At 69.3% G+C, this 19153-nt stretch carries 17 protein-coding genes, 1 tRNA gene and 1 pseudogene; 15 read left to right on the forward strand and 4 right to left on the reverse strand.

What is annotated here, in order from left to right:
* Positions 1-117 precede the first annotated feature (117 nt).
* The gene (gene metG, locus Ate02nite_RS35305; RefSeq protein WP_203812246.1) at positions 118-1914 is read left to right on the forward strand and encodes a methionine--tRNA ligase; all 1797 of its coding nucleotides are present in this window, start codon (positions 118-120) and stop codon (positions 1912-1914) included.
* A 1-nt stretch (position 1915) separates the two neighbouring features.
* Here the strand turns inward: metG and Ate02nite_RS35310 are convergent, their stop codons facing one another.
* Positions 1916-2953 carry a hypothetical protein gene (locus tag Ate02nite_RS35310; protein ID WP_203812247.1) on the reverse strand — a complete coding sequence of 346 codons (1038 nt, stop codon included), beginning with the start codon at positions 2951-2953 and terminating at the stop codon, positions 1916-1918.
* A 69-nt stretch (positions 2954-3022) separates the two neighbouring features.
* On the opposite strand from Ate02nite_RS35310, the gene Ate02nite_RS35315 reads away from it, so the two are divergent.
* A complete protein-coding gene (locus Ate02nite_RS35315) occupies positions 3023-3922 on the forward strand; it encodes a TatD family hydrolase (protein ID WP_203812248.1) in 900 nt (299 codons plus the stop codon).
* Here the strand turns inward: Ate02nite_RS35315 and Ate02nite_RS35320 are convergent.
* On the reverse strand, positions 3919-4302 hold the full coding sequence (locus Ate02nite_RS35320; protein WP_203812249.1) for a hypothetical protein: 384 nt from the start codon (positions 4300-4302) through the stop codon (positions 3919-3921). The genes Ate02nite_RS35315 and Ate02nite_RS35320 overlap by 4 nt on opposite strands.
* Positions 4303-4361: 59 nt before the next feature.
* On the opposite strand from Ate02nite_RS35320, the gene rsmA reads away from it, so the two are divergent.
* The 5 genes from rsmA (at position 4362) to Ate02nite_RS35345 (ending at position 9141) form a co-directional block, all read left to right on the forward strand.
* Positions 4362-5252, forward strand: coding sequence for a 16S rRNA (adenine(1518)-N(6)/adenine(1519)-N(6))-dimethyltransferase RsmA (gene rsmA / locus Ate02nite_RS35325; RefSeq protein WP_203812250.1), 891 nt, complete (start codon positions 4362-4364; stop codon positions 5250-5252).
* 97 nt (positions 5253-5349) lie between these two features.
* Positions 5350-6297, forward strand: a complete 948-nt coding sequence (locus Ate02nite_RS35330; RefSeq protein WP_203812251.1) for a 4-(cytidine 5'-diphospho)-2-C-methyl-D-erythritol kinase — start codon at positions 5350-5352, stop codon at positions 6295-6297.
* Positions 6298-6305: 8 nt separating this feature from the next.
* Positions 6306-8099 carry an ABC-F family ATP-binding cassette domain-containing protein gene (locus Ate02nite_RS35335; protein ID WP_203812252.1) on the forward strand — a complete coding sequence of 598 codons (1794 nt, stop codon included), beginning with the start codon at positions 6306-6308 and terminating at the stop codon, positions 8097-8099.
* A gap of 164 nt (positions 8100-8263) precedes the next feature.
* Positions 8264-8725 (forward strand): DUF4383 domain-containing protein, encoded by a 462-nt coding sequence (locus tag Ate02nite_RS35340; RefSeq protein WP_203812253.1) that lies wholly within the window; start codon positions 8264-8266, stop codon positions 8723-8725.
* Complete coding sequence (locus tag Ate02nite_RS35345) at positions 8725-9141, forward strand: DUF4383 domain-containing protein (RefSeq protein WP_203812254.1); 417 nt, start codon at positions 8725-8727, stop codon at positions 9139-9141. The genes Ate02nite_RS35340 and Ate02nite_RS35345 overlap by 1 nt, the downstream gene beginning before the upstream one ends.
* Here the strand turns inward: Ate02nite_RS35345 and Ate02nite_RS35350 are convergent.
* On the reverse strand, positions 9138-9740 hold the full coding sequence (locus Ate02nite_RS35350; RefSeq protein WP_203812255.1) for a TetR/AcrR family transcriptional regulator: 603 nt from the start codon (positions 9738-9740) through the stop codon (positions 9138-9140). The genes Ate02nite_RS35345 and Ate02nite_RS35350 overlap by 4 nt on opposite strands.
* Positions 9741-10032: 292 nt before the next feature.
* Positions 10033-10983 (reverse strand): acyl-CoA desaturase, encoded by a 951-nt coding sequence (locus Ate02nite_RS35355; protein WP_203812256.1) that lies wholly within the window; start codon positions 10981-10983, stop codon positions 10033-10035.
* 170 nt (positions 10984-11153) lie between these two features.
* On the opposite strand from Ate02nite_RS35355, the gene Ate02nite_RS35360 reads away from it, so the two are divergent.
* The 8 genes and pseudogenes from Ate02nite_RS35360 to Ate02nite_RS35395 all read left to right on the forward strand — a co-directional run bounded on the left by Ate02nite_RS35360 (position 11154) and on the right by Ate02nite_RS35395 (position 19121).
* Entirely contained in the window at positions 11154-12002 is an 849-nt protein-coding gene (locus tag Ate02nite_RS35360) for a helix-turn-helix domain-containing protein (protein WP_203812257.1), read from the forward strand.
* A 48-nt stretch (positions 12003-12050) separates the two neighbouring features.
* Positions 12051-12125: transfer RNA gene (locus Ate02nite_RS35365), tRNA-Gln, on the forward strand.
* 124 nt (positions 12126-12249) lie between these two features.
* Positions 12250-13714: pseudogene (gene glmU / locus Ate02nite_RS35370) on the forward strand (bifunctional UDP-N-acetylglucosamine diphosphorylase/glucosamine-1-phosphate N-acetyltransferase GlmU).
* Between the two features lie 29 nt (positions 13715-13743).
* Positions 13744-14724, forward strand: a complete 981-nt coding sequence (locus Ate02nite_RS35375) for a ribose-phosphate diphosphokinase (protein ID WP_203812258.1) — start codon at positions 13744-13746, stop codon at positions 14722-14724.
* A gap of 306 nt (positions 14725-15030) precedes the next feature.
* A complete protein-coding gene (locus Ate02nite_RS35380; protein WP_203812259.1) occupies positions 15031-15651 on the forward strand; it encodes a 50S ribosomal protein L25/general stress protein Ctc in 621 nt (206 codons plus the stop codon).
* Between the two features lie 83 nt (positions 15652-15734).
* The gene (gene pth, locus Ate02nite_RS35385; protein WP_203812260.1) at positions 15735-16322 is read left to right on the forward strand and encodes an aminoacyl-tRNA hydrolase; all 588 of its coding nucleotides are present in this window, start codon (positions 15735-15737) and stop codon (positions 16320-16322) included.
* Between the two features lie 161 nt (positions 16323-16483).
* Positions 16484-18226, forward strand: coding sequence for a sugar transferase (locus Ate02nite_RS35390; protein WP_203812291.1), 1743 nt, complete (start codon positions 16484-16486; stop codon positions 18224-18226).
* A gap of 19 nt (positions 18227-18245) precedes the next feature.
* A complete protein-coding gene (locus tag Ate02nite_RS35395; RefSeq protein ID WP_203812261.1) occupies positions 18246-19121 on the forward strand; it encodes a 3'(2'),5'-bisphosphate nucleotidase CysQ in 876 nt (291 codons plus the stop codon).
* Positions 19122-19153 lie beyond the last annotated feature (32 nt).

Genomic DNA, 19153 nt, shown 5'->3' on the forward strand with positions numbered 1-19153 from the left:
CGCGGCGGTCCCACGATCCCGCATTAACAGCGCGTGTCACGATTTATACGTATATCGCTTCGGGCACAGTCGAATCCCGTCGCGGCTGTCCGGCAGTCCTCACTACTCTTATGAACCATGAGTCACGTTCTCGCCGCGGTTGCCTGGCCTTACGCCAACGGCCCGCGCCACATCGGTCATGTCTCCGGCTTCGGGGTGCCCTCCGACGTTTTCAGCCGGTACATGCGGATGGCTGGTCACGACGTACTCATGGTCTCCGGCACCGACGAGCACGGCACCCCGATCCAGGTGCAGGCCGACGCCGAAGGTGTGACCGCTCGTGAGCTCGCCGACCGCTACAACCGGGTGATCGTCGAAGACCTGCACGGCCTCGGGCTGACCTACGACCTGTTCACCCGCACCACCACGCGCAACCACTACGCCGTGGTGCAGGAGCTGTTCGCGGTGCTGCACCGCAACGGCTACATCGTCGCGCGCACCACGCTCGGCGCCCGGTCGCCGTCCACCGGCCGCACCCTGCCCGACCGCTACATCGAGGGCACCTGCCCGATCTGCGGTTACGGCAGCGCCCGCGGCGACCAGTGCGACAACTGTGGCAACCAGCTCGACCCGGAGCAGCTGATCAACCCGCGGTCGAAGATCAACGGCGAGGTGCCGGAGTTCGTCGAGACCGAGCACTTCTTCCTCGACCTGCCCGCCTTCGCCGAGGCCATCGGCCGCTGGCTCGACCAGCGGGAAAATTGGCGGCCCAACGTCCTGAAGTTCTCCCGCAACCTGCTCGACGACCTCCACCCCCGGGCGATCACCCGAGACCTGGAGTGGGGCGTGCCGATCCCGTTGGACGGCTGGCGCGACCGCACCGACAAGCGCATCTACGTCTGGTTCGACGCGGTGATCGGTTACCTGTCCGCCTCGATCGAGTGGGCCCGCCGGTCCGGCGACCCGGAGGCCTGGCGGCAGTGGTGGTCGACCGACGGCCTGGGCAAGGACTCGCAGTCGTACTACTTCATGGGCAAGGACAACATCGTCTTCCACTCGGTGATCTGGCCGGCGCTGCTGCTGGGTTACTCGGGTGAGGGCAACAAGGGCGGCGAGCCGGGCGACCTCGGCAAGCTCAACCTGCCCACCGAGGTGGTCTCCAGCGAATACCTGACGATGGAGGGCAAGAAGTTCTCCTCGTCCCGCAAGGTGGTCATCTTCGTGCGTGACTTCCTGGCGCGCTACGACGCCGACGCCCTGCGCTACTTCATCGCGGCGGCCGGTCCGGAGTCCACCGACACCGACTTCACCTGGGCCGAGTTCGTCCGGCGCAACAACGACGAGCTGGTCGCCGGCTGGGGCAACCTGGTCAACCGCTCGATCTCGCTGGCCGCCAAGAACTTCGGCGCCATCCCGGCGGCGGGCGAGCTGACCGACGAAGATCAAACCCTTCTGGCGTACGCCAAGGAGGGCTTCACCACGGTCGGCGAGCTGATCGGCAAGCATCGGCAGAAGGCGGCGATCGGCGAGGCGATGCGGGTGGTCGCCGAGGCCAACAAATACCTTTCAGACCAGGCGCCGTGGAAGCTCAAATCCGACGAGGACAAGCCGCGTCAGGCCACCGTCCTGCACGTGGCGCTGCAGGTGGTCAGCGACGCCAACACGCTGCTGACGCCGTTCCTGCCGCATTCCGCGCAGAAGGTGTTCGAGCTGCTCGGCGGCGCCGGCGTGCACGCCCCGATGCCGCGCATCGAGGAGGTCGACGACCTCGACGGCGGCCCCGGTTACCCGGTGCTGACCGGCGACTACACGGTCGGCGCCAAGTGGGAGTCGGTCCCGCTGGTCGCGGGCACCCCCCTGGCCGCCCCCAAGCCGGTCTTCCGCAAGCTCGAGCCGTCAGTGATCGAAGAGGAACTGGCCCGCCTGGAGGGCTGATCTACAGCGCATACGGGATGTCGGCTATGTGGTGGTCCACGAGTTCGTGGACCGGGGCCCAGGTCTCGTAGACGCCTCGTTCGTAGCAGCGGGCGCCCGTCGCCGCCAGGTTGTCGCCGTCCGGGCGGACCAGGCGGAGGCGGGCCCAGCTCTCGTCGCGTTGCAGCACCCAGCAGGGCGCGTTGCGCCACAGGGCCTGCTCGGCGCGGCGGCTCAGGGTGGTCACCGGGTAGCGGGCGGCGCGGGTCAGCGCCCGCACCCGGAACTCCTCGGGCGGGTCGGCGACCGCTTCGTACTCTTTGTCCTTGATCCGGCCGACCAGCTTCGCCGAGCCGGGCGACGTGCACGGCACGTACTCCCGGTCGGGGGTCACGCCGGGCAGGTTGTCCAGCAGGTGCCGCCAGCGCGGGCCGGCCAGCCGCAGCCAGCCGTGCTGCTCCGGCTGATAGGTGTAGAGGATGATCTCCTCGCCACCCGGGACGTACGCGATGAGCTGCGCGTTCGCCGGTATCGGCAGGTCGGCGAAGCCAGCCGTGACGTATTCCGGGATGAGGTCGTCGGTGCTCGGGCTGAAGCCGGTGCCGAGCACCATGGCGCCGACCCGGGAGTGCGCCGGCAACAGCGCCAGGCCGGGCTGCGCCGGTCCGGCCGGCACCTCGTAGTCGACCGGATCCACGGCCCGCCAGCGCAGTGCGTACGCCACCTCGGTGGCCTCGCCCGCGCCGTCGGTGGCCAGCATCGACAGCTCGGCCGGGTCGTGCAGGTGGGCGATGTCGCAGGACCGATAGCAGAAGCCGTACGGCAACCAGCCGCCCAGGTGGCCGGCCACCTGCGCGGGGGAGAGAACCTTGGTCATCCGGGTGCCGCGGCTGATCGCCGCGGTGGCCCGGATGCGGCGCAGGAGCGGGTCGTCCCGGTAGGCCGCGGACTGACTCATCCGCTGCACCTGGGCCCAGCCGAGATCGCGGCGCAGCGGCGCCGACAGGGGCGGCTCGAGAGGATCAGCGCTGACCGCGCTGTCTTCGCCGGTCAAGGTCACGGGGCGGAAGTTAAGCGACAACAATGGATATCAGGTGAACAAAAGGTGGCGTGCGGGCGTAAGTGCACAATGTCTCACATGCCTTCGACACCGTCCCAGTCCCGGAAAGACAGGGAAGCGCGCCGGCGCGGGGAGTTCCCGGCCGCACCCGAGCCACTGTCCGTTCCGGTCTTCGACAGCCACACCCACCTGGACCTGACGATTCAGGAGGCCGGTGTGCCCGGCGGGGAGGCCGGCGACCCGATCGAGGCACTGATCGACGCCGCCGCCAAGTCCGGAATCGATCGGCTCGTACAGGTCGGCGTGGACGTGCCGTCATCCCGCTGGGGAGCCGACCTGGCGGCCCGGCACGAGTCGGTTCTGGCCGCCGTCGCGATTCACCCGAACGAGGCGCCCCGGCTGTCCGACCTGGACGAGGCGCTGCGCGAGATCGAGGCCCTGGCCGCCCAGCCCCGGGTGCGCGGAATCGGCGAGACCGGCCTCGACACGTTCCGCACCGGTGACGACGGCCGGGCAGCGCAGGAGGAGAGCTTCCGGGGGCACATCGCGATCGCCAAGCGGTACGGCAAGGCGCTGATCATCCACGACCGGGACGCGCACCGCGACGTGCTGCGCGTGCTCGACGAGGAGGGTGCCCCCGACACGGTGGTGCTGCACTGCTTCTCCGGCGACCCGGATTTCGCGGCCCAGTGCGTCCTGCGCGGTTACCACCTGAGCTTCGCCGGCACGGTCACCTTCGCCAACGCCGGTGGCCTGCGGGCGGCCGCCGAGATCACCCCGGCCGACCAGATCATGGTGGAGACCGACGCGCCCTACCTGACCCCGGTGCCGCACCGCGGCCGGCCCAACGCCTCCTACCTGATCCCGCTGACCGTGCGCGCCCTGGCAGAGGCCCGCGGCGAGGACGTGGACGCCCTGTGCGCGGCCATCTCGGCCAACGGCGAGCGGGTCTTCGGCCCCTGGCGCTAGTCGATCACCCAGGCTTTGACGCCGAGTTGTTCGCCGAGGTCACGCACGGTCTCGGCGAACGACGCGGGCGCCGCGTTCAGTGGTCCCCGGGACACGAACCGGACCGCCCAGCCGTTTTTGGGGGCCACGTTGAAGATGCGGTGCACCACCCGGCTGCCGCGCGGGTCGGGTTCCACCGAGGTGACCCCGCGGTACCACCACTCGCCCTGCCGGCTCACCGACCGGGCCGCCCGGTCGACGGTCACCGTGATCCGGCTGCCCCGGTCGGTGATCACGAACTCGTCGCCGGTCACTCCGTCCGGCCGCACGGCCAGCAGGACTTCCGCCACCCGCTCGGGCGGCGCCTCGACCACGGCCGTGAGCTTGAGCAACTCGGTCATCACTGCTTTCTACCCCGTCGCGTCCAGCCGTTCCGCGTACGCCCGTAGGCTCTTTCCTCATGGCTGACGCACTTCTCGGCCCGGCGGAGATCCGGGAGCTCGCGGCGCGCCTCGGCGTGGCCCCGACCAAGAAGCTAGGCCAGAACTTCCTGCACGACCCGAACACCATTCGCCGCATCGTGGCCGCGGCCGGGCTGCGCCCCGACGACGTGGCCCTGGAGGTCGGTCCCGGCCTCGGCTCGCTCACCCTCGGCCTGGTCGGCGCGGTCGCCCATGTGCACGCCGTGGAGATCGACCCGAAGCTGGCCGAGGCGCTGCCGTCGACCGTCACCGCCCCCAACCTGACCGTGCACCCGGCCGACGCGATGCGGGTCCGGGCGGCCGACTTCGACCCGGCGCCGACCATGCTGGTCGCCAACCTGCCCTACAACGTCGCGGTGCCGGTCGTGCTGACCCTGCTGGCCGAACTCCCCACGCTGCGCGGGGGCCTGGTGATGGTGCAGAAAGAGGTGGCCGACCGGCTCACCGCCGGTCCGGGTTCCAAGGTGTACGGCGTGCCGTCGGTGAAGCTGGCCTGGTACGCCGACGCGAAACCGGCCGGCAAGGTGCCCCCGGCCGTGTTCTGGCCGGTGCCCAACGTGGATTCCGGACTCGTCTCGTTCAGCCGGCGTCGTCCACCGGCGGGAGACATCGATAGATCTGATGTTTTCGCGGTGGTGGACGCGGCCTTCGCCCAGCGGCGCAAGACCCTGCGGGCAGCCCTGGCAGGTTGGGCCGGAAGCCCGGATCGAGCCGAGAAAGTGCTGGTAGCGGCCGGGATAAGCCCGCAGGAACGCGGCGAGATGCTGACCGTCGAGCAGTTCACGGCGATAGCGGCCGCGGCCAAACTGTCAGCCGTCGGCGGTAAGCTCAGCGCGTCCGACAGACAGCCCGAGGAGGTGGACTCATGACAGCAGAAGTCCGCTACCGGTGGGCCGGTGACTCTGATGAGGTGCTGCGTTTGAGCAAGCCGTTCGCCATCGAGTTGCCGATCCGGGAGCTCCTCCCGTGACGGAGGCGTGGGGGCCGGACGATGACGAGCCACGGCGGCACCATGGGCCGGTTCGGGTTCGGGTGCCTGCGAAGATCAATATGCACCTCGCCGTGGGGCCGCTGCGGGCCGACGGCTATCACGAGCTGAACACCGTCTATCACGCGATCAGCCTGTTCGACGAGCTGACCGCGCGGGCGGGGGACACGCTCGCGCTGACCATGGAGGGTGAGGGCGCCGGCACACTCGCGCTCGACGAGACCAACCTGATCATTCGGGCCGCCCGGGCGCTCGCCGCCCGGGCCCGGGTGCCGGCCCACGCTCGGCTGCACCTGCGTAAGACCATTCCACTCGCGGCCGGACTGGCCGGGGGCAGTGCCGACGCGGCCGCCACCCTGCTTGCCTGTGACCTGTTGTGGGGCACCGGCATGTCCCGGGAAGAGCTGGCCGAGGTCGGCGCGACGCTCGGCTCCGACGTGCCGTTCCTGCTGCACGGCGGCACCGCGCTGGGCACCGGGCACGGTGAGTCGGTCAGCCCGATCCTGGCCCGGCCGACCACCTGGCACTGGGTGGTGGCGCTGGCCGACGGCGGGCTGTCGACGCCGGAGGTCTACGGCAAGCTCGACGCGCTGCGGGACAGCCCGTTCCCGCCCAAGGCGCTGTCCGACGCCGACGACCTGATGTCCGCGCTGCGCCAGCGTGATCCGGCGGTGCTCGGTGCCGCCCTCGGCAACGACCTGCAGCCGGCCGCGATCGCGCTGCGCCCGGCGCTGTCCGAGGTGCTCGAGGCCGGGCGGGAGGCGGGCGCGCTCGCGAGTCTGGTGTCCGGTTCCGGGCCGACCTGCGTCTTTCTCGCCGCCGACGCCAAGGACGCCGAGCGGATCGCCGCCGCGCTCGACGCGGCCGGTGTGTGCCGGGAGGCGGTCACCGCGCGCGGGCCGATGCCGGGCGCGCGGGTAACCTAGTCCGCATCGTGGCGAACATCATCAACCTGGACCGGGTCAACAAGGGTTACGGCGCTGCCGGTCAGCTGCTCACCGACGTCTCACTGGGGCTCGACGACGATGCCCGGGTCGGCATCGTCGGTCTCAACGGCGCCGGTAAGTCCACCCTCCTGCGGATGCTCGAGAAAAGCGAGGAACCCGACTCCGGTCGCGTCACCCACCGCCGTGACCTGCGGGTCGCCGCGCTTCCGCAAAACCTGATCCTGGCCGGCGACGCCACCGTGCGCGACGTCGTGCTCGGCACCGGCTGGCTGGCCGAGGGCATGGGCGCCGAGCACGAGTGGGCCGGTGACGCCGGCGTCCGGGAGATCCTGGACGGGCTCGGCATGGGCCACCTCGGGCTGGAGACGCCGGTCGGGCCGATGTCCGGTGGCGAGCGCCGCCGGGTCGCGCTGGCCGCGCTGCTGGTGCGCGAGAGCGACCTGCTGATCCTCGACGAGCCCACCAACCACCTCGACGTGGCCGGGGTCGACTGGCTCGCCCGCTACCTGCTGACCCGGCGTGGTTCGCTGGTCGTGGTCACCCACGATCGCTGGTTCCTCGACGCGGTCTGCACCGCCACCTGGGAAGTCGTCGACGAGCAGGTGCACGCGTACGAGGGTGGTTACGCGGCCTGGATCCTGTCCCGCGCCGAGCGGCAGCGGGTCGCCGCCGCCGTCGAGTCGCGCCGGCAAAATCTGCTGCGCAAGGAGATCGCCTGGCTGCGCCGCGGTCCGCCGGCTCGCACCTCCAAGCCGCAGTTCCGGATCGACGCGGCCAACGCGCTGATCGCCGACGTGCCGCCGGTCCGCGACAACGTCAGCCTGCAACGGCTGGCCGTCACCCGGCTCGGCAAGCAGGTCTACGACCTGGAAAACGTCACCCTCACCGCCGGCACCAAGCCGATCCTGAACGAGCTCACCTGGCAGGTCGGGCCGGGCGATCGGATCGCGATCCTGGGCGCCAACGGGGCCGGCAAGACCACCCTGCTGCGCCTGCTGGCCGGGGTCACCAAGCCGGACGGCGGCCGCCTGGTCACCGGTTCCACGGTGCGGGCCGCGTTCCTCTCCCAGGAACTCCGGGAGCTGCCCGGCGAGCTGCGCCTGCTGGAAGCGGTCGAGGAGGTCGCGAAGCGGGTCAAGCTCGGCGACCGGGAGCTGTCCGCGGGGCAGCTGGCCGAGGTGTTCGGCTTCACCGACAAGCGGATCTGGACGCCGGTGAGCGACCTGTCCGGTGGTGAGCGCCGGCGCCTGCAGATGCTGCGGCTGCTCGCGACCGAACCCAACGTGCTGCTGCTCGACGAGCCGACAAACGACCTGGACACCGACACCCTGGCCGCGCTGGAAGACCTGCTCGACTCCTGGCCGGGCACGATGGTCGTCGCCAGCCACGACCGTTACCTGGTCGAACGGGTGACCGACACGGCGTACGGCATGTTCGGTGACGGGCGGCTGGTGCACCTGCCGGGCGGCATCGACGAATACCTGAAGCGATCGGCCGGGCGCGTTCTGCTCGGCGTACCGGAAACGCAGGCGCAAGCGGCGCCGAGCGGGAGTGGCCTCTCCGCGGGTGAGGCCCGGCAGGCTCGCAAAGATCTTGCTCGGCTCGAGCGTCAGCTCGTGAAGCTCGATGAGAAGGTCCTCAAGATCAACGAGTCGCTGGCCGCGCACGGAGCCGACTACTCGAAGCTGGTTGATCTGGAAGCCCAGCTCAAGGCCACCCAAGAGGAGCGCGGTCAGGTCGAGGAAGCCTGGCTCGAACTGGCCGAGCAGGTGCCCGAATGAGGCTTGTTCGCGACCAACCTTGAGTGGCAATTGCGCAGGTAGACCCGATTGGTCTGGGCCGTCGCGAACAAGCCTCATTGGTGATCCGGGGGGTGTGGCTGCGCTGCCGATCGTGATACGCGAGAATCGGGGGCGCACAACACCTGATATTGGAGACGGACACCATGGCGCACAATCCGGTCAACCACCCGCTGCGGCCGATGTACCGAGTGCTCGGCTTTGTCGCCGGCGCCTACCTCGTCGTGTTCGGGATCGTGGGCCTGATCCAGACGTCCGGCGACGACTTCACCGGCAAGTCCCCTGACCTCGTGCTCGGGCAGGGCGGCAACCTGCTCCTGTCGATCATCTCGTTGGCCGTCGGCGTGATCGTTCTGATCATCACCGCCATCGGCCGCAACCTCGACACCGTCGGCGACCAATATCTGGGCTACGGCCTGCTGGTGCTGGGCACTTACGGCCTGGCCTTCAGCCGCACCGACGCCAACGTGTTCGGGCAGGACATCGCGACCGTGATCGTCACCTACATCGTCGGGCTCGCGCTCATCACGGTCAGCCTCTACAGCAAGGTCGCGCCCGCCGCGCAGGCCGGTGCGCCCCGACAGGTAAGGGAGGGCCGAACGGCCTGATGGCGCACTACCCCCTCAATCACCACCTGCGTCAGACGTATCGCTTTCTGGTCGGCCTGGCCGGCTTGTACGCCACCCTCTTCGGGGCCATCGGCCTCGCCACCACCTGGGGAGACGAGTTCTTCCACCGGGGCTCCGACTGGGTGCTCGGGCTGCGGACCAACCCCGCCGCGGCCTGGCTCTACACGATCGTAGGTGTCCTGCTGCTGCTCGCCGTGCTGCTCGGCGGCAACGTCTATCACCAGGTCACGCTGGTTCTCGGCTGGGGCCTGTGCGGGCTGGCCCTGCTGGTCATGGCGTTCATCCAGACCGACGCCAACGTCCTGAACGTGTCGATGATCAACGTGATCGTGACCATCATCCTCGGACTGGTCGCGCTCGTTGGTGGTCTCTACGGAAAAGTGGGCAGCAGCTAGCGCGTTTTGCGCGTCAGCAGTGCCGGTTTCGGTTCGAGATGGGACAGGCCGTTCCACGCCAGGTTTACCAGGTGGGCGGCCACCATCTCCTTCTTCGGCTTGCGCGCCTCGCGCCACCACTGGCCGACCAGCGCCACCATGCCGACCAGCGCCTGCGAATAGAGCTCGGCGAACTTCGGGTCGAGGCCGCGGCTCTTGAACTCGCCACCCAGGATGTGTTCCACCTGGTGTGCCACGTCGTTCATCACGCTGGAGAAGTTGCCGGCCGGGGAGAGCACCGGGGACTCGCGCACCAGCACCTGGAAGCCGTGCGGCTCGTCCTCGATGTAGTCGAGCAGGGCCAGCGCCGCCTGCTCCAGCAGCTCGCGCGGATGACCGGCGGTGAGCGCCGTGGCGATCCGGTCCAGCAGGGAGCGAACCTCGCGGTCGACCACCACCGCGTACAGCCCTTCCTTGCCTCCGAAGTGCTCGTAGACCACCGGTTTGGAGACCTTGGCCCGGGACGCGACCTCTTCCACGCTCGTCGCGTCGAAGCCCCGCTCGGCGAACAACTGCCGCCCGATCGCGATCAGCTGTTCCCGCCGCTGCGCCGCCGACATGCGGACCCTGGGTGGGGTCGCCGCCGGCCGCTGTCGCCGTGCACGAGTTTGGTCGCCGTTGCTGTCGCCTGACTCGGTCACCCGGCCATCCTGCCAGGTCTGATCGATCGATCGTGTCCCGCGCCCGGGCCTGTGTCGAAGTGGGGACCGTGCTGCGGCGTGGCCCAGCCGCCGTCTGGCCGCACGGCGCGAACACCCAGATACAACACCGGTATCCGGGCGCCCGCGCCGCGCACCCAGACGACACCTGGACCTCGCCTCGCTTCGGCCCCCACTTCGACACAGGCCCTGGTCACGCCTTGATCATCTTCGCGGCCAAGCGCTCGCGGTTCGGCCACTTCACACCCCAGGCCGCGCCGGTCTTCTCGAAGATCCAAATGAGCCGGGCCGAGCTGTCGAGCTGCCCGCGCAGCACGCCGTGCCGGGCGCACGTCGGGTCGGCGTGGTGCAGGTTGTGCCAGGACTCGCCGAACGAGATGATCGCGAGCGGCCAGAAGTTCGAGGCCTTGTCGCCGTTGCGCACCTCGAACGGGCGCTCGCCGTACACATGGCAGACCGAGTTGATCGACCAGGTCACGTGGTGCAGCAGGCCGATGCGGACGATGCCGGCCCAGAAGAACGCGGTCAGCGCGCCGGTCCAGGACCAGCTCACCAGGCCGCCGATCAGGGCCGGGCCGAGCGTCGAGAAGAGCACGATGGCCGGGAACAGGTTGTCGATCAGCCGGATGTCCTTGTCCTCCAACAGGTCCGGGGCGAAGCGCGCCCGGTTCGACCGCTCGCGGCTGAACATCCAGCCCAGGTGCGCGTGCCAGAGGCCCTTGGTGAGTGCCCAGTAGCCGGTGCCGTAGCGCCACGGCGAGTGCGGGTCGCCCTCCTGGTCACTGAACATGTGGTGCCGCCGGTGGTCGGCCACCCACTGGATGATCTCGCCCTCGATGGCCACCGAACCGGCCAGCGCGAGCGCGATCCGCAGCCAGCGCTTGGCTTTGAACGAGCCGTGCGTGAAGTACCGGTGGAAGCCGACCGTGATGCCGAGGCCGGACACCACGTAGAAGACCGCGGCGATCGCGATGTCGGTCCAGGAGAGCCAGCCGCCCCAGGCGATCGGGACCGCGACCAGGACCGCCAGGAACGGGACGATCACGAACGCGTACAGGGCGAGGAGGACGCCGCGGGCCTGCGGTCCCTCGGTCAGCGGCTTGGGGCCGGTGGTCGTCGGGGTGGCCTCGACGGCGAAAGTCATGACACCTCACACGGAGATCAACTACTTACGGCTACGTCACCGTAACTTACGCCACCGTAGCTGCCGCGGGAATCGGGTCCAGGAGAATCGGGCACGACGGCAGACTTACCACCCCGCATCCAAACGTTCTAACGTACGTACGTCGGTATGTGCGAGAGGGTGACGATTTGATGCGGGACGAATCGTTGGCGGCGGATCCCCGCCGGGACGAGGCGCGACGGCTACGGGCCGATCCGGGGCTGTCGCTCTCGGAGTTGATGAAGCACTTTCGGGTCGGCAGCGCCACCCTGACCGACTGGCTGCGGGGAATCGATCCGCCGCACTGGACTCGGCGTCCTAACGCCAAGGACGATCTGCGACAGCAAGCGGTCGAACTTCGCGGCGAGGGCTGGTCGGTGAAGGATCTTGCCGAGCGGTTGGGCGTCGCCAAGTCCACGGCATGGTCGTGGGTGCGGCATATTCCGTTGGATCCGGATGCCGAGCGGGCGCGGGCGAAACAGGCACATGCCGCGCTCATGGCTGCCGGCCGGTGGGACGCCCTGCGGGCCGAGCGTGATCGCCGCGAGGCGGAGGAGCGCTCCCGGGCGGTCGCCGAGCTTGGCGACATCACCCAACGGGATGTATTTCTCGGTGGCGCGTTGATCTACATGTGCGAGGGAGCCAAGTCGAAGCCGTGGCGGAGGCTCGATCGGATGAAGTTCATCAACAATGATCCTCGGCTGCACCAGCTCTTCCTGCGCTTCCTGGCGGCCCATGGCCGAAGCGCCGATACCTTGCGTTATCGGGTGCACATCCATGAGACCGCCGCCGCGGCCGAGGCCGGCGACTGGTGGGCGGCTCGGCTCGGGGTGCCGCGTGAGCTTTTCGAACGTCCGACGATCAAGCGGCACAACCCGGCCACGCGTAGGGTCAACACGGGCGCGGACTACCACGGTTGCCTGGTCATCACGGTGCCTCGGTCACGCGAGCTCTACTGGAGGGTGGAGGGTGTGATGGATGCCTTGACCGGCCTGGGATAGTGGTTTCCTAGGTCGCAGAGGCGGGCGCTAGGCTGGCCTACGAACCAGTCGGCTGTGGTGTAATTGGCAACACAGAGGTCTTTGGATCCTCTATTTCAGGTTCGAGTCCTGGCAGCCGAGCCATCTTGTGGTAAAAGCCGATGTCCGGTGTGGCGACGTGACGACTTACCTTCGCCGCCGGTTCGAACAATGGAGTTGCCGCGTGAGCCGTACCGTCGTCGTCCTTGCCGCCGGGGAGGGGAAGCGGATGAAGTCCGCTACCCCCAAGGTGTTGCACTCGCTGCTCGGGCGCACGCTGCTGGGGCACGTGCTGGTCGCGGCCTCGTCGGCCGCCGCCGAGCGGACGATCGTGGTGGTCGGGCACCAGGCTGAGCAGGTCGGCGCGCACCTCGCCGAGATCGCGCCGGAGGCCGTGCCGGTGCTGCAGGCCGAGCAGAACGGCACCGGGCACGCCGTGCGGATCGCGCTCGACGCGGTGCCGGACGTGTCCGGCACGGTGGTGGTGCTCAGCGGGGACGCGCCGCTGCTGCGGGCCGAGACGGTCACCGCGCTGATCGAGGCGCACGAGTCGGGCCGGCATGCCGCGACCGTGCTGGCGGCCGTGGTGGACGACCCGACCGGCCTCGGCCGGATCGTCCGGGACACCGACGGCGGCCTGGCCCGGATCGTCGAGGAGCGGGACGCGTCGGCCGACGTGCGGGCGATCCGCGAGATCAACGGCGGGATCTACGCGTTCGACGGAGCCCGGTTGCGGGAGGCGCTGGGCAAGCTCTCCACCGACAACGACCAGGGCGAGGAATACCTGACCGACGTGTTCGGCCTGCTCGTCGAGGTGGGCAGCGCGGTCGGCGTGTTCGTCGCGCCGGACGCCCAGGAGACGCTCGGGGCCAACGACCGGGCCCAGCTCGCGGGTCTGCGGGCGATGCTGCGCGACCGGGTCAACACGGCCTGGATGCGGTCCGGGGTCGCGATCCTCGATCCGGCCACCACCTGGATCGACGTGACCGTGCAGCTCGAGCCGGACGCGGTGATCGACCAGAACTCCCAGCTGCAGGGTGGGACGACGGTGGCGACGGGCGCGGTGATCGGCCCGGACACGACGCTGATCGACACCACGGTCGGGGCCGGTGCGACGGTGTTGCGCACCCACTCGATCGGTGCCCAGATCGGTCCGGCGGCGACCGTGGGCCCGTTCTCGTTCCTGCGGCCGGGCACCCGGCTGGGCCGCAAGTCGAAGGTGGGCGGCTTCGTCGAGACCAAGAACGCCGAGCTGGGCGAAGGCGCCAAGGTCCCCCATCTGTCGTATGTGGGGGACGCGACCATCGGCCCCAAGTCCAACATCGGCGCCGGCACGATCTTCGCGAACTACGACGGCGTCAACAAGCACCACACCACGGTGGGCGAGGCCGCGTTCGTCGGCTCGGACACCGTACTGATCGCCCCGGTCGAGATCGGCCCGGGCGCCTACGTCGCGGCCGGCAGCGCCATCCAGAAAGAGGTCCCCGCGGGCAACCTCGGGGTGACCCGGGCGCCGCAGCGCAACGTGGAGGGCTGGACGGCCCGGCGCCGGGCCGGCACGGTGTCGGCCGAGGCGGCCGAGCGGGCTGCCGCTGATCAGAAGGTCGAGTAGCGTTCCGAGGGGTGAGGCATCCCACCCGCCGGGCTCGGCGCGTGGCCAGACGATGGCCTCGGGTGATACTTCAGGTGACTAACCCCTCGATCCAACGGGAGCAGCGAGCCGATGGGCAGCATCGTCGCGGAGAACCGTAAGAGCCTGATGCTTTTCTCCGGCCGGGGGTTCCCCGAGCTGGCTGAGGAGATCGGCCAGGTGCTGGGCGTGGCGCCGACTCCGTCCGACTCGTACGAGTTCGCGAACGGCGAGATCTTCGTCCGCTTCAAGGACTCGGTCCGCGGTTCCGACGCGTTCGTCGTGCAGTCGATGACCGAGGGCGTGAACCGGTGGGTGATGGAGACGCTGATCATGATCGACGCGCTGAAGCGTGGATCAGCCAAGCGGATCACCGTGGTCCTGCCGTTCTATCCCTATTCGCGCCAGGACAAGAAGCACCGCGGCCGGGAGCCGATCTCCGCCCGCCTGGTCGCCGACCTGCTGAAGACCGCCGGGGCCAACCGCATCCTCACGGTTGACCTGCACACCGCTCAGATCCAGGGCTTCTTCGACGGCCCGGTCGACCATCTGTTCGCGATGGACATCCTGGCCGAGCACGTGGTCAAGAAGTTCGCCGGCCGGCCGATGACCGTGGTGGCGCCCGACTCCGGCCGGGTGCGGGTGGCCGAGCGGTGGACCGATCGGCTGGGCGGCTGTCCGCTGGCGTTCATCCACAAGACCCGTGACCCGCTGAAGCCCAACCAGGTGGTGGCCAACCGGGTGGTCGGCGAGGTCGAGGGCCGGGTGTGCCTGATCGTCGACGACATGATCGACACCGGCGGCACCATCACCAAGGCCGCCGACATCCTGTTCGACGAGGGTGCGGCCGACGTCATCGTGGCCTCGACGCACGCCCTGCTGTCCGACCCGGCGACCGAGCGGCTGAAGAACAGCCGGATCAGTGAGCTGGTGGTGTGCAACACGCTGCCGCTGCCGCCGGAGAAGCGGCTCGACAAGATCACCGTGCTGTCGATCGCCCCGTTGCTGGCCCGGGCCATTCGCGAGGTGTTCGACGACGGCTCGGTGACCACCCTGTTCGGTGGTCTCAGCTGATTTTCAGCAGGTGCCGCTTTTCGTTCGCGCTGCGGGGCTCGCAAAACCGGCTCACTCCTCGCGCTCACGGCGTGCCCCGATTTCGGCGTGCACCAGGACGGCAGGTAAGCTAGTGCGGTTGCCACGGCGAGGGTGCCCCGCGGTCTGCTGAGGTTCGCAGCCGCTCGGAGGCACCGTGATCGACGCGGTGCTCCGGGCCTGTGCCCAGCGCGCCCCCTTGCCCGGCAGCGCCGCACGCCGCACTGCCGGACGTAACGCCCGCCGACTTACGACGCAGCCCGATCGAAGAGTTTCAGGAGTTTCCCCGTGTCCGAGGTAAAGATCAGCGCAGAGCCCCGCACCGAGTTCGGCAAGGGTGGTGCCCGCCGCACGCGCCGGGCCGGTTTGGTGCCCGCCGTGCTTTACGGTCACGGCGAGGCTCCCCAGCACATCGCCCTGCCCGCCCGCGAGTTCGCGGCTGCCATCCGGCACGGCGGACTCAACCAGGTCTTCACGATCGACATCAACGGCGCGTCGGGCACCACGCTCGCGCTCCCCAAGGCCATCCAGCGTGACCCGATCAAGGACACGTACGAGCACATCGACCTGATCATCGTCAAGCGTGGCGAGAAGGTCCAGGTTGACGTCCCGGTGACGCTGGTCGGCGAGGCCGCCCGCAACACCCTGGTCGTCAGCGAGTCGACCACGCTCGCCATCGTGGCCGAGGCCATGCACCTGCCGAACGGCTTCGAGGTCTCGATCGAGGGACTCGAGGCGGGTTCGCAGATCACCGCCGGCGACGTGACCCTGCCGACCGGCAGCGAGCTGGCCGTCGAGCCTGACTTCGTGCTCGCGATCATCTCGCAGGCACAGAGTGCCGAGCAGCTCGAGGGTGGCGACGCCGCCGAGGGTGCGGGCGAGTCGGCCGAGGCTTCGACCGAGGCGTAAGTCACCGCGCGGCGGTTTCATAGCAGTGCTCAGGGAAAGTGCCGGACCGGCACTTTCCCTGACGTGTATGCGGAGGTTGAAGAGTGGGCGACGACTCCACCTGGCTGATCGTCGGGCTGGGCAACCCCGGCAAGGAGTACGCCGGTAACCGGCACAACGTGGGCTTCATGGTGGCTGACCTGCTCGCCTCCCGGGTGGGTGCGAAGTTCGGCCGGCCGAAGCGCGTGCACGCCGAAGTTGCCGAGGGCCGACTAGGTTTCGGGGGCCCCAAGCTCGTACTGATCAAGCCGCTGACTTTTATGAACCTGTCCGGTGCGCCGGTGGTTGCGCTGGCTCAGTTCTTCAAGGTGCCGGTAGAGAACGTGATCGCCGTGCATGATGAGCTGGACGTGCCGTTCGGGCAGGTGCGAGCCAAGCGGGGCGGCGGTGAAGGCGGCCACAACGGGTTGCGTTCGATGTCGAAGTCGCTGTCGAGCAAGGAGTACGCACGAGTCCGTTTCGGGATCGGGCGCCCGCCCGGCCGGCAGGATCCGGCCGATTACGTGCTGTCCGACTTCAGCGGCACCGAGCGGAAAGAGCTGGATTTCCTCGTCGACCGGGCGGCGGACGTCGTCGAGGCGGTCGTTCTCGAGGGCGTCGAGTGGGCGCAGAACAAATACCACGGCGGTTGATCTGGCGGGGTCGAAACGGATGGATCTTTTGACTGGTTTTGTCCGTCTCGTAATCCCGTGACGCTGGCCGCTGTCCGAGCGTTGGTCACACGTACGCACCGCTCGGTGCGGCCGGCCGGCGCGGCGGGGGGAGGTACGGGGTGCAGGAGCAGGAGTCGGTGATGACCGAGCCGACCGTTCTCCTGTCGGAGGTCCGTCTGGGCGCGGTTGGCACACCGCCGGCGAACTACGGTCCGCGGCCGCACCGGTCGGTGAACCGCAAGACCACGGTTCGCAACGCGAAGATCCCGGCGCCGGTGGTGCCGCTGAGCCCGCCGCCCGCGGGAGCTGCCCGGCGCCCGAGGCCGCGGCCGGACAACGCTCCGCCGCTGGCCGCGCAGGGTTCGGCCGAACGGAACCGGGCGACCGACCGACTCGACAGCGACCGGCCCAACCGGTCGGCGGCGGTTCGCCCGCCGGTCCGGCCGTTCGTGCGGATGCGTGGCCGGCACGCGGCGATGTCCCGCCGGCAGCGCTGGGAACGCCGTTACGTGCGGACGCTGGTGCTGGCCGACCTGGTGGCCGGCACGGTGGCGGGTGCGGTGACGTTCGGGGTGCGCTTCGGCGACGATGTCACGGCGTACAACCGGAACTACATGATTCTTTCGGCTCTTCTGCCGGTATTGCTGCTGGCGGTGCTCGCGGTCTCCCGGGCGTACGAGCGGCGTTTCCTGTTCGTCGGGACGGACGAGTATCAGCGCGTGTTCCGGGGCGGGGTCGGCTTGATCGCGGGGGCGGCGCTCGTCTCGTACGCCCTCGATCTGGATCTTGCGCGAGGCTATGTCCTCGCCGCTCTGCCCACCGCGATCTGCACCTCGGTGGTTTTGCGTTTCGCCCTGCGTAAGCGGTTGCACCTGGCCCGCGCCCGCGGCGAGAGCCTGCGCCGGGTGATGCTGGCCGGGCACGAGCTGGCGGTGATCGGGATGGCCCGGCAGCTGCGCCGGGAGCGTTATCACGGCCTGGAGGTGGTGGGCGCGTGCCTGCCGACCGGGCATGACGGCGAGGGCATGACCGGGCTGACCGTGTGCGGCACGTTCGACGACGTGGCGAGCGCGGTGGAGCGCGCCGACGCGGACACCGTGGTGGTGCTCAGCTGCCCGGAGCTGGACGGTACGGCGTTGCGCCGGCTGGCCTGGCGGCTCGAGCGCGACGAGGTCGACCTGGTGGTGGCGAGCTCGCTGGTGGACGTGGCGGGCGCCCGCACCACGATCCGGCCGTTCGACGGCCTGCCCATGCTGCACGTCGAGCACCCCCGGCTGCACGGCGGATCGCGGCTGGTCAAGGACATGTTCGACCGGATCGGCGCGGTGCTGCTGCTGGCCGGCTTCGGTCCGCTGCTGCTCGCGGTCGCACTGTGTGTGCGGTTGACATCGAGAGGGCCGGTACTCTTTCGTCAGGTACGGGTCGGCCGCGACGGCCGCTCGTTCCGCATTTTCAAGTTCCGGAGTATGTACGTGGACGCCGAGGCCCGGCTGGCCGAGCTGCGGCACCTCAACGAGCACGACGGTGTGCTCTTCAAAATCCGTGACGATCCGCGGGTCACCCGGGTGGGCCGCTGGTTGCGCCGGTTCTCGCTGGACGAGCTGCCGCAGTTGCTGAACGTGCTGCTCGGCCAGATGTCACTGGTCGGACCCCGGCCTCCGCTGCCGGCGGAGGTGGCCGTCTACGCCGGAGATGTGCGGCGCCGCTTGGCCGTCAAACCTGGCATGACGGGCCTTTGGCAGGTTTCCGGACGATCGGACCTGCCATGGGAGGAAGCCGTCCGCTTGGACCTGCGCTATGTGGAGAACTGGTCGCTCAGCTTGGACTTGGTGATCCTTTTGCGGACGATGACCGCCGTGGTGCGCTCGTCGGGGGCGTACTGACCGTGAGGAGCCCGAGGCAATGACAGAGACGTCGGAGCGCATCACCAGTCAGCGGGAAGGCGAGCCCAGCGGGACGCCGCCGGTCATCGACTCGGCCTTCGCCCGCTGGCTCGCCGACCGGGCCGGGCAGGTGCTGCTGCAGGTCCGCGACGAGATGGGGTACGCGGACGGCCAGGCGCTCAAGACCGCCGGTGACCGGGCCGCGCACGACCTGCTGCGGGCCGAGCTGGCCCGCTGGCGGCCGGCCGACGCGGTGCTCTCCGAGGAGGACGACCACTCCCGGATCGCCTGGCAGGACGGCGAACCCGCAAGCGTCCGCCCGGAGCGCCTCGGCTCGAACCGGGTGTGGATCGTCGACCCGCTCGACGGCACCCGCGAGTTCTCCGAACAGGGCCGCACCGACTGGGCCGTGCACGTCGCTCTCTGGAGTTCCGACTCGGCCAACGCGAGCCATCTGGCCGCCGGCGCGGTCGCGATGCCGGCCCAGCACCGCACCATCGCCACCGACCACGCGCCGGCATATCCACCGATGCCGATCGATGGTGGACCGGGCGGATCGATCAGGATCGCTGCGAGTCGCACCCGTCCGCCGGCCTTCGTGACCGCTCTGGCCGAAGAAATCGGGGCCGAGTTGGTGCCCATGGGATCGGCCGGAGTGAAGATCGCCGCGGTGATAAACGGCGAGGCAGATGCCTATGTGCACGCCGGCGGGCAGTACGAGTGGGACTCCGCCGCACCGGTCGCTGTGGCTTTGGCCACCGGGCTGCACGCTAGCCGAATCGACGGTTCTGCGCTGAAATACAACGAGGCCGATCCTAAGCTGCCGGACCTTGTGGTCTGCCGGAAGGACCTCGCGCCGCGGCTGCTTGCAGCGTTGCAACGTCACCTTCCGTAACAACGACCGTAAGTAACCCCCCGGAAAGGTCG

It is taken from the genome of Paractinoplanes tereljensis, assembly GCF_016862435.1.
GTDB classification, from domain to species: Bacteria; Actinomycetota; Actinomycetes; order Mycobacteriales; family Micromonosporaceae; genus Actinoplanes; species Actinoplanes tereljensis.

What these genes read in the sequence shown, in the direction of transcription:
- Ate02nite_RS35390 (WP_203812291.1), top strand. Translation starts at nt 16,484, where the DNA reads ATGACCGAGCCGACCGTTCTCCTGTCGGAGGTCCGTCTGGGCGCGGTT.
- Ate02nite_RS35320 (WP_203812249.1), bottom strand. Translation starts at nt 4,302, where the DNA reads ATGACCGAGTTGCTCAAGCTCACGGCCGTGGTCGAGGCGCCGCCCGAG.
- Ate02nite_RS35350 (WP_203812255.1), bottom strand. Translation starts at nt 9,740, where the DNA reads ATGTCGGCGGCGCAGCGGCGGGAACAGCTGATCGCGATCGGGCGGCAG.
- Ate02nite_RS35355 (WP_203812256.1), bottom strand. Translation starts at nt 10,983, where the DNA reads ATGACTTTCGCCGTCGAGGCCACCCCGACGACCACCGGCCCCAAGCCG.
- Ate02nite_RS35375 (WP_203812258.1), top strand. Translation starts at nt 13,744, where the DNA reads ATGGGCAGCATCGTCGCGGAGAACCGTAAGAGCCTGATGCTTTTCTCC.
- Ate02nite_RS35395 (WP_203812261.1), top strand. Translation starts at nt 18,246, where the DNA reads ATGACAGAGACGTCGGAGCGCATCACCAGTCAGCGGGAAGGCGAGCCC.
- Ate02nite_RS35360 (WP_203812257.1), top strand. Translation starts at nt 11,154, where the DNA reads ATGCGGGACGAATCGTTGGCGGCGGATCCCCGCCGGGACGAGGCGCGA.
- metG (WP_203812246.1), top strand. Translation starts at nt 118, where the DNA reads ATGAGTCACGTTCTCGCCGCGGTTGCCTGGCCTTACGCCAACGGCCCG.
- rsmA (WP_203812250.1), top strand. Translation starts at nt 4,362, where the DNA reads ATGGCTGACGCACTTCTCGGCCCGGCGGAGATCCGGGAGCTCGCGGCG.
- Ate02nite_RS35315 (WP_203812248.1), top strand. Translation starts at nt 3,023, where the DNA reads ATGTCTCACATGCCTTCGACACCGTCCCAGTCCCGGAAAGACAGGGAA.
- Ate02nite_RS35340 (WP_203812253.1), top strand. Translation starts at nt 8,264, where the DNA reads ATGGCGCACAATCCGGTCAACCACCCGCTGCGGCCGATGTACCGAGTG.
- Ate02nite_RS35345 (WP_203812254.1), top strand. Translation starts at nt 8,725, where the DNA reads ATGGCGCACTACCCCCTCAATCACCACCTGCGTCAGACGTATCGCTTT.